The sequence below is a fragment of the Bacteroides faecichinchillae JCM 17102 genome (assembly GCF_000614145.1).
GTDB lineage: Bacteria > Bacteroidota > Bacteroidia > Bacteroidales > Bacteroidaceae > Bacteroides > Bacteroides faecichinchillae.
Genome location: NZ_BAKK01000081.1, coordinates 1 through 9,325 on the forward strand (window position 1 = coordinate 1; position 9,325 = coordinate 9,325).

Consider the following 9,325-nt stretch of genomic DNA (forward strand, 5'->3'; position numbering starts at 1 on the left):
ATAATCAGCTTTGTACAGATGACTTTGCAGGTCATTGGGCGCATAATGCGAACTTGTCAATAAAAGCCATCATGGGTGTTGCCGGATATAGTGAGATGGCGCGTCTACTTGGCTTGGATGATGTTGCAAATAAATATGTTACCATTGCAAAGAATATGGCGGTGAAATGGGAAGAAATGGCAAATGAAGGTGATCATTATCGCCTGGCTTTTGACCGTAAAGATACTTGGAGTCAAAAATATAATATAGTTTGGGACAAGATGTGGAACCTGAATCTCTTTCCCAATAACGTGATCGAAAAAGAAATCAAGTATTATCAGACCAAGCAGAATCCCTATGGCTTACCTCTGGATTCGCGCAAAGAGTACACTAAATCGGACTGGATTATGTGGACGGCAGCAATGGCACCCGACCAGAATACATTCAAGAAGTTTATAGATCCTCTTTATAAATACATTAATGAAACAAAAACTCGTGTACCTATCAGTGATTGGCATCATACGGACAGTGGTGAATGGGTAGGTTTCAAAGCCCGTTCGGTAATAGGAGGATACTGGATGCAGGTACTAATGAACAAAGTTCGTTGAGATATTTAATTTACAATACACTTATTATTAACTAAAATGAAAAACATGAAATGTAAAATGAAAAAAGTATTGAAGGAATGGCAGTGGGCACTACTGGCATTATTCACGATTTGCATTTGCAGCTGTAAAGATGATGATGACAATGCAAATGTGGTAGCTTTTGATCCTTCGAAACCCGTGTTGATCTCTGATTTTACACCCAAGAAAGGTGGAACTGGGCAACGTCTGGTTATCTACGGAGAAAATTTTGGAGTAGATAAGTCGTTGGTCAATGTTATGATCGGCGGGAAAAAAGCTACTATTATTAATGTTAATAACAATAGTATTTATTGTTTAGTCCCATCACAAGCTTATGACGGTGACATTAAAGTGATAGTCGGAGAAGAAGAGAACCAAGTGACTGGTATATCGGAAAGTATCTTTGAATATGAGAAAAAGATGGTAGTAGGTACATTATGCGGCTATCGTAATGAATATGATAATCAGGGCTGGAAAGATGGTTCATTTGACATCTGTTGCGGGTTTCGTAATGATGGATGTTTGAAGTTTGATCCGTTGTATCCTGATCATCTGTACGTTGTATATGACGGTGCTGATATTCAATTGTTGGATTTGAAGAATCGAATGCTTTCTACTCCGTTAAATCGTTCATCATTTGGTGATAGACGTTTACGTTCGCTTGACTTCACAAATGATGGACAATATATGGTTGTAGCAGTCGATTTTGACGGTTGGGGTACTGGAATTAGTCCAAGTGTATATTTCGTGAAGCGCAATGAAGATGGTTCATTTACGAATAATAGTAGTATTCAGTTAATTGCTTCTTATAAACAATGTAATGGTGCTGCTCTTCATCCGATAAATAATAACGAACTATACTTTAATAGTTATGAGCGTGGACAGGTATTCCGTATGGATGTATCTAAATACTTTGAAACAATTAATAATGGTGGTAATTGGAATCCTGACAGAGATGGTGGAAATTATGATGAATTATTTACAATTCAGGACACTGGCTGGGAATTCCAAATTAACATACATCCTAGTGGTAATTATGCCTATATTGTGGTAATTAATCAACATTACATTTTGCGTACAGACTACAATTGGGAAAAGAAACGTTTTGCTCCTGCTTACGTTGTTGCTGGACAGGCACGTTCTGCAGCATGGGAAGATGCTGCCGGAGTAAGTGCTAGATTAAATCGGCCATATCAGGGAGTGTTTGTTAAGAATCAAGAGTATGTAGATGAAGGTAGAGAAGATGTGTATGATTTCTATTTTTGCGATAATAAAAACCACTGTATTCGTAAGCTATCTCCAGAAGGTATAGTAAGTACTTATGCTGGACGTGGAAATACTACTTCTGTTGTTGATAATAATGTTTGGGGGACCGAGGATGGTGATTTACGTGAAGTTGCTCGTTTCCGTGATCCAAGTGGTATAGCTTATGATGAGAGGGACAATGTATTCTATATTTTGGATGTTGTAGGTCGTAAGATACGTACAATATCAATGGAAGGAGAAACGGGAACATCGGTAGATCTGGAATCAGGTAATTTTAATTAATCAAAATCTAACGAATAAACACGTATTTATATGAAAAAGTATTTAATCATGTTTGTTGTGTTACTATGCATACCATTAACTATGTTAGCACAGCAAACTGTAACTGTGAGTGGTACAGTTACCGACACGAAAGGAGTACCTATGATCGGTGTCAATGTTTCTGTGAAAGACGTTGCAGGTCTAGGTGCTATCACTGACTTAGATGGACATTATCATCTTAAGATGGAGCCTTATCATAAATTAGCTTTTACTTATATTGGTTATGAAACTGTTGAAGTTTTAGTAAAGGATAAATATACTATTAATGTAGAGATGAAGGAGGCCGCTGCAAGTGCATTAGATGAAGTGGTGGTTACAGGTATGGGAGCACAGAAAAAACTGACCGTAACCGGTGCAGTAACCAATGTGAAAGTGGAAGATTTGAAACGGTTCCCGACTTCTAATTTATCTAATGCATTAGCTGGTAATGTACCGGGAATCATCGCAATGCAGAATTCAGGGCAACCTGGTAAAAACACTTCTGAATTCTGGATTCGTGGTATCTCTACTTTTGGAGCGAGTAACAGTGCATATATTTTGGTTGATGGATTTGAACGTAATAATTTGGATGAGATTAATATTGAAGATATTGAATCATTTACCGTATTAAAGGATGCTTCTGCTACTGCTATTTATGGTTCTAAAGGTGCTAATGGCGTAGTATTGATTACTACAAAACATGGTAAAGCTGGTAAGGTAAATATTAATGCTAAGGTAGAAACTTCGTATAATACACGTACTATTACTCCAGAGTTTGTAGATGGAAATACATATGCTAATTTAATGAATGAAGCTTGTGTTACTCGTAATAAAGGTTTTGTCTTTAGACCGGAAGAACTGGAAATTATACGTTTAGGCTTAGATCCTGATTTATATCCGAATGTAGATTGGATGGATGTATTGTTGAAAGATGGTGCTTGGAGTTATCGTGCCAACTTGAATTTAAGCGGTGGTGGTTCTACAGCTCGTTACTTTGTTTCCGCTAGTTATGTGGAAGATGAAGGTATGTACAAAACCGATGATACTTTGAAAAAAGATTATGATACGAATGCTAACTATAAGCGTTGGAATTATCGTATGAATGTTGATATTGATATAACCAAAACGACTCTTTTAAAAGTAGGAGTATCAGGTTCTTTAGCTAAACGTAATAGCCTGGATTGGGTGATAATGATGTATGGGGAGAACTTTTTGGATATAATGCTCTTAGTACTCCAGTACTTTACTCCAATGGACGTATTCCAGCTTTAGGTACAGGAAATAAAACCAATCCATGGGTATCTGCTACACAAACTGGTTATAATGAAAATTGGGATAATAATATTCAAACCAATGTTACATTAGAACAGAACTTTGATTTTATAACCAAAGGATTACGTTTTGTCGGACGTTTTGGATATGATACTAATAATAGCAACTGGATTAATCGTCATCGTTGGCCAGACCAATGGAAAGCATTGAGCCGTAATCCTCAGAATGGAGAAATTGTTTGGGATCATGTATCCGGTCCAAGTGATATGTTTCAAGATAGTGGTTCGGGAGGAGATCGTCGCGAGTTTTTAGATTTATTATTAAGTTGGGATCGTGGTTTTAAAGATCATCATCTAGGTGCTACTGTAAGATATACACAAGATTCTAAAAAGCAGACAGTAAATATCGGTACTGATATTAAAAATGGTGTAGCACGACGAAATCAGGGGTTAGCCGGACGCGTTACATACAATTGGAATTACCGTTATTTCTTTGATTTTAATTTCGGTTATACAGGTTCTGAGAACTTTGCAACAGGACATCAATACGGATTCTTTCCTGCTTTTTCTGCAGCGTGGAATATCGCTGAAGAACCTATTATCAAGAATAATCTAAAGTGGATGAATATGTTCAAAGTTCGTTACTCACATGGTAAAGTTGGTAATGACAATATGAATGATAGATTCCCATATTTGTATACCATTCAGGATTGGTATAGAGATGGGGATAATAATAGAGATCTTGCGGGTTATAACTGGGGAACAGCAGCATATTCTAATTATTATAAAGGTATACATTATTCGCAGGTAGCTTCTCCATATATTACATGGGAAGTTGCCACCAAAGATGACCTTGGAATAGATTTATCATTATTCAATGATAAATTCTCTGCTACGATAGATTATTTCTATGAAAAACGTACTGGTATTTATATGACACGTCAATTTCTGCCGCTCATTACAGGATTGGAAAGTCAACCTAGAGCTAATGTAGGTGCAGTTCGTTCCAGAGGTTTTGATGGACACTTTTCATTAAAAGAGAAAATTGGAAATGTCGATATGACAATTCGTGGTAATATGACCTATAGTAAAAATGAAGTATTAGATAGGGATGAGGAAAATAAGGTTTATCCTTATCAATATGAACGTGGTTATCGTGTGGATCAAGAAAAGGGTCTTATTGCATTAGGATTGTTTAAAGATTATGATGATATCCGTAACAGTCCGAAACAAACTGAGTGGGGAGTAGTACAACCTGGTGATATCAAATATAAAGATGTCAATGGTGATGGTGTTATTAATGATGGTGACCGAGTTGCTATCGGTGCGACAAGACGACCTAATTTGGTTTATGGTATTGGTGCTTCTGTTGCATGGAATGGGTTTGATTTTAATGTTCATTTCCAAGGTGCTGGTAAATCAACTTTCCCTATTTATGGCAAGTGTGTATTTGCATTTAGAGAAAATGACTGGGGCAATATCATGAAAGGTATGCTTGAAGATCGTTGGGTAGATTCAGAAACTGCAGAAAAACTTGGTATCCAGGCGAATGAAAATCCGAATGCTCCTTATCCACGCTTAACATATGGTGTAAATGGGAACAATGAGCAGGGGTCTACTTTTTGGTTACGTAACGGACGCTATGTACGCTTGAAAAATGTAGATATAGGTTATACTCTTCCGAAAAATATAACCAATAAACTTCATTTTAATAACATTCGTATATTCGTTGCAGGATCTAATTTAATTACTTGGTCAAGTTTCAAATTGTGGGATCCAGAATCAACTCAGCCACGTGGTGAAGAATATCCGTTGACTAAATCAATTACAATGGGTTTAACAGTTAATTTATAAAATAATACGAAATTATGATAAAGAAACTATTTATATTACTGCTGGCCATCTTTAGTGCAGGTGTGTTTTCATCCTGCAATGACTATTTGGAGTCAGACAAGTATTTCAAAGACCGTACTACTATTGAAGCGGTTTTTACAGATAGAGATCGTACAGAGCAGTGGCTTGCTTATGCATATTCTTTTTTGAAGAATCAATGTGCTGATGTAGTAAGTAAAGATGCAGGTACAAGTAGTCATTGCTTTGCCGACGACATGTACTATGGGGACCGTGATATTGCATATGATCCTAAAGAAGGCAGTCAGCTTTCTTATAATAAATTCAAATTGGGAGAGTATAATGAGAATGAGTTTAATGAGGTTTGGCCTCGTTGTTATAAAGGAATCTACCAAGCTTCTGTCTTCATCCATAACATTGATATGAACCCAACCATGACTCCGGAGGAAAGATTGGATTATAAAGGACAAGCCCGCTTTGTTCGTGCTTATTTTTACTGGTTGTTACTTCGTAAATATGGTCCAATACCTTTGATGCCGGATGAAGGAGTGGACTATACTCAAAGTTATGACCAAATTGCCACTCCTCGTAGTTCTTACGAAGAGGTTGCTGACTTCATTAGTGCTGAAATGGTACAAGCAGCCAAAGAGTTACAATATTTAAAACGTATGGATAACGAGAATATTGCTCGTCCAACTAAGGGAGCAGCTTTAGCTACTCGTGCTTATGCTTTGATTTTTGCAGCAAGTCCTTTGGCTAATGGTAACAATGATGAGTTTGCGCAAGCATTAGTGGATGATCAGGGACGTCGTCTCCTATCTCCTGAATACAATGAAGAAAAATGGGCAAAAGCAGCTGCAGCTTGTAAGGATGTGATGGAATTGGGAGTGTATGAACTTTATCATGCTTCATTCTCAAGTTCTGATAATGGACCTCAAGATCGTCCGACCATTGTTCCACCTTCTGATAATAACTTCTCTACTAAAATCTGGCCAAATGGATGGAAAGATATTGACCCTTTCAAGTCTTATCGTAACTTGTTTAGTGGTGATGTATCTGCTGTAGATAATCCTGAGTTAATATTTTCTCGTATTAATAATACAACTGATGGGGATTATGCAATTGAAGCATTGGTATTACATCAGATGCCGCGAGATTTTGGTGGATGGAATACACATGGTTTAACACAGAAGATGTGTGATGCTTATTATATGAACAATGGTTCTGATTGCCCAGGAAAGGACAAGGAAATCGGACGCGGTGACGGTTCTCAGCGTTTGACAGGTTTTACTACAAAAGAAGATGTTGAGAAAGGACTTTATAAGCCACTAAGCGAAAATGTTTCTTTGCAATATGCAAATCGTGAACCTCGTTTCTATGCTTCGGTAGCATATAATGGGGCTGTTTGGAATTATATGAGTCGTACAGAACCAAATGATCGTAATCGGCAGACTTTCTACTATCGTGGTTTAGGGAATGGTTTTATGAACTCGCCTTTCCATTTGCGTACAGGTATTGGCATTATGAAATTTGTTAATCCTGAGGATTCTCCAGGTAATATCAGGAAAAAACCAGAACCGGCAATTCGTTATGCTGATATTTTATTACTTTATGCAGAAGCTTTAAATGAATTAGATGGCACCTATAATATTCCTTCTTGGATGAATCGATGACTTATACAATTAGTCGTAATAAAGAAGAAATGCAGAAGGGTATTCATCCTGTACGTATTCGTGCCGGTCTTCCTGATTATACAGAAACTCAATATGCAAATAAAGACGAATTACGTAAAGCATTGAAACGTGAACGTATGATTGAATTAATGGGCGAAGGCAAACGTTACTATGATCTCCGTCGTTGGAAAGATGCACCAGTTGAAGAAGCATTACAAATATATGGCTGTAACGTGGTAATGGATGAAACACATCGAAATGAGTTTCATGTACCAATTGCTATTTATAATCTGCCTTCTACATTTTCTCCGAAGATGTATTTCTGGCCAATCAGACATGATGAGCTGAAACATAATAAACGCCTGACACAGAATCCTGGATGGACTATGTATGATTAACTTGTAATATAAATGAATATATGAACAAAATATATACTTTAGTAACCCTAGTAGCTCTGATTGTACTAGGAACTTCATGTAATGATGAATGGAAAGATGAACAATATGAACAATACGTTTCTTTTCGTTCCCCATTAGACAGTAAAGGAGTAACAGAGGTTTATGTCCCATATAGTCGTAAGAATGCCGATGGTAGCTATACGGAAGGAAAATCGAACTATGAATTGCCGGTAATCGTTAGTGGATCGAATACTAATCAACAGAATATAACAGTTCACGTTGCACATGATCCTGATACACTGGAAACATTAAATATCGCTCGTTTTCAAGAGCGTTATGATTTATGGTATCATGATTTGGAAGATGAACATCCAGAATACGCATCTTTCCCAGAAAACATAGAGATTAAAGCCGGAGAAGATGTTAGTTTGTTAAATATTGATTTTGATTTTAGAGGAATTGATATGTCAAAGAAGTGGGTGCTTCCATTAAAGATTGTTGATGACTCTTCTTATGGCTATCAATCACATCCACGTAAAAATTATAGTAAAGCTATTTTGAGAATATTACCATTCAATAATTATTCTGGAGTTTATTCTGGAGTAGCATTACTGAATTACATTAAGGGTGATGAAGGAAATGGCTCTATTATGGCAAATGATATTACTGGATATGTTGTAGACGAAAATACGATATTCTTTTATGCTGGTATAATTAATGAAGACCGTACAGATCGTGCTAACTACAAGATTTTTGCAGAGTTCTCTGGTGGTGAGACTGGAGGTATTGTTAATTTTTATGCAGAGAATGACGAGATACACTTTGTGAATAACAAAGAAGCTTCTTATCGTATAATTGAGGATATGGACGCAACTCGTCCATATTTGAAGCGTCGTTATGTAATCATTAATAATATTGATTATGAATATACAGACTATACTTCGGTGCCAGGAACTGGTATTACATATACAGTAAGAGGTTCATTAACACTTGAACGTCATATCAATACTCAGATACCGGATGAAGATCAAGCAATTGAATGGTGATAATATCAAGTAAATAGAATAGAATGGGGAAGGGTAACTTTATACCTAGAAGTTTCCTTCCCTTTTTTGGTTATCCGTCTCATTAGATATCCACTAATAAGATAGCAGAGGCATCAAAATAAATACGTTTTCTCACAGTTAGTAGCATACCTTGATAGAAATAAATTTGATTGCATCGTGGCGAAGTATGATGAAAACAAATATATGAAGCATGTCACATGTTACAATTAACTAATTGTAAACCTAACAACCTACACCTGAGTTTATAACCGATAACTAAGCGTTTCTCCTTTTGTCTTCCGACAGAATGTTGACGAGAATTTATTGAAAAACTCCATTATCATCTTGTCTATTATTTCCCAAAAGTTTCAATTGATCACATCTCTAATGATCGGTTAAGATTTTATAATTACTCTTCATCCGGTGAAAGAATAAACTTCCTTGAAGTTATAAACTCTCTCTTATTGTTTGATTCTTTGTTCATACGATGATATCTTATTTTTCAGTAAAATAAAAACGAAAATGTGACTTAATTCACTCATACAAATATCACCCGTTAATCTTACCAATTGAACATGTTTAGAAATATCAACATATAGCTTTATTCTAGTCTATTATTTTTTTCATCTATGTATAAATTTCATTCTCTCTATTTATTGGTTAATATTAAATAAACTTTTATCCTTGTTGTTCCCATTATTGTACTTAGTCTGTAATGGACCAATCAACCTACTCATATAGTTTTAGTACACACTTTACCTCTGATAAACAGTTAAGTTAAGTAGTAAAAGTTGGTTTCTTTTATTCAACAAAATATCTCCTTGATTTATCAAGATAATCCATCTATTAGAACACGAGAATAACATAGATATAATTTATCTAATTGAAAAACAATTGATTACAAGTGTATTGTGC

Annotated in this window: 3 protein-coding genes and 3 pseudogenes; all 6 read left to right on the forward strand. The window is 36.0% G+C overall.

Annotated features, from left to right (window positions below; translation table 11 throughout):
- The coding region (locus JCM17102_RS20285; protein ID WP_148302083.1) for a DUF1793 domain-containing protein at positions 1–587 on the forward strand (587 nt) is incomplete at its 5' end.
- Positions 588–644: 57 nt separating this feature from the next.
- The gene (locus JCM17102_RS25190) at positions 645–2,153 is read left to right on the forward strand and encodes an IPT/TIG domain-containing protein (RefSeq protein ID WP_033887194.1); all 1,509 of its coding nucleotides are present in this window, start codon (positions 645–647) and stop codon (positions 2,151–2,153) included.
- A 30-nt stretch (positions 2,154–2,183) separates the two neighbouring features.
- A pseudogene (locus tag JCM17102_RS28650) lies at positions 2,184–5,296 on the forward strand (SusC/RagA family TonB-linked outer membrane protein).
- A 14-nt stretch (positions 5,297–5,310) separates the two neighbouring features.
- Positions 5,311–7,364: pseudogene (locus tag JCM17102_RS28655) on the forward strand (RagB/SusD family nutrient uptake outer membrane protein).
- 20 nt (positions 7,365–7,384) lie between these two features.
- Positions 7,385–8,410 (forward strand): DUF4973 domain-containing protein, encoded by a 1,026-nt coding sequence (locus JCM17102_RS20305; protein ID WP_025076482.1) that lies wholly within the window; start codon positions 7,385–7,387, stop codon positions 8,408–8,410.
- 129 nt (positions 8,411–8,539) lie between these two features.
- Positions 8,540–8,641: pseudogene (locus JCM17102_RS32590) on the forward strand (DUF4372 domain-containing protein); the annotation flags it as partial.
- Between the last annotated feature and the right edge of the window lie 684 nt (positions 8,642–9,325).

Excerpts from the sequence above, each read along its gene's own strand:
- JCM17102_RS25190 (WP_033887194.1), top strand. The coding sequence starts at position 645 with ATGAAAAAAGTATTGAAGGAATGGCAGTGGGCACTACTGGCATTATTC.
- JCM17102_RS20305 (WP_025076482.1), top strand. The coding sequence starts at position 7,385 with ATGAACAAAATATATACTTTAGTAACCCTAGTAGCTCTGATTGTACTA.